At 59.2% G+C, this 1,524-nt stretch carries 1 protein-coding gene; it reads right to left on the bottom strand.

Annotated elements, in window-relative coordinates; genetic code table 11:
* Positions 1-117 precede the first annotated feature (117 nt).
* Positions 118-1,524: xanthine dehydrogenase family protein molybdopterin-binding subunit (locus AC1DVH_RS30935; protein WP_477756991.1), on the bottom strand; the 1,407-nt coding region annotated here is incomplete at its 5' end.

Raw genomic sequence — 1,524 nt, 5'->3', positions numbered from 1 at the left:
GTCTTATAGAAGAGAAACATTTCCCTTGATTGGGGTAGGGCGGTGCAAGTGATCCTTCACCGCCTTTTTTTTATTCCGAGTGTGCGATAGGCGACCGATTCAGCACGTAAGGATCGCTCATGATCCCAACGCTTCCTGCCAGCCACGTCGAGCCAGCGGAAGATCAAGCAAACGCTTGCCGGTGGCATCGCTGATGGCGTTGCCCAGCGCTGCGGCCATGGGGCCCTGGACGATTTCCGCGGCACCGAGAAATGGCTGATCCGGCTGATCGATCATGTGGATCTCGACCTGTTTCGGCACCTCGGGAAAACGCATGATCGGATAGCCACTCCAATCGAAGCTATGCAGGCCACCGGCGTCATAGAGGATTCGTTCATAGAGCGTCCAGCTGGCGGACTGCACGATGCCGCCCTGAATCTGATTGAGCAGCCCATCGGGGCTGACAATTTGCCCCACATCGACGGCGGCAACCACCCGATCAATCGTCACTTGCCCGGTCTGGCGCTGTACATTCAACTGCACGGCGATGGCGCAGTAACCCATGATGTTTTTATAGCGTGCGAAGGCGAAGCCGATTCCACTGCCGGGGCCTGTTGCTTTTTGCGGCCAGCGGAACGCACTGGCCACGCGATCCACCACCGCCCGTGCTCGCGAATCGCTCAAGTGATTCAGGCGAAACTGCACCGGATCCACAGCGGCCCGAGCCGCCAGTTCATCCACCGTACTTTCGATGGCGAACACGTTGATATGAGCACCGAGCGAACGCATGGCCGAAGTCCTGAATGGCATGGTCAGCACAAAATTCAGGTCAACCTGCAGGTTGGGTATCTCATACAACGGAACCGCGTTACGGTCGCCGTCACCCTCGGGTTGGGCGATCGGGACTGAAGGAGCAGGGGTGAAAGGTTTGGCCAATAGCCACGCCGGTAACAGACGCCCGGCATTGATGATGCGTTCGTTGTGCGGAGTACTCCAGAGCTCGTATTTCCAGTCACGAAGACGCCCACTGTCATCCAGTCCCGCTTCCACTTCGGCCAGCATTGCCGAGCTGTAGGGCTCCCAGAGATTTTCCTGTTCGCGCATCCATTGCACCCGTATTGGTTTGCCAGGCAGGGCCATGGCGATCAACGCGGCATCGGCGGCGGCRTCATCGGCGCCGTTGTGACCATAGCAGCCGGAGCCTTCAGCATGGATGCAGCGTACCTGCTGCACAGGCAGACCTAGCATCTCGGCGATGCCCATGCGCAGAGGATAAACACCCTGGGTGTGGGTCCAGACGGTCAGCGTCCCATCCTTGAACCACGCCACAGCGCAAGACGGCCCGATGGAACCGTGCATCAGGTATTGCTTGGTCACCCGTGCCTTGTACGCACGCGACTCAGGTTGCGTGAGGTTACCCTTGGCGCTCACCGGGTAGCGCCGCGCTGGCAGCTCGGTGAGGAGTTGATGGATATGTGTCGAGTCAGGTAGCGGATTACCTTCTGTCCAGCGGGCAGTGCCGTAGCCCTCGCGCATCGCTTTGAC

It is taken from the genome of Pseudomonas sp. P4_C3 (assembly GCF_056402075.1).
This window is presented reverse-complemented; position numbering and strand designations above follow the sequence as displayed.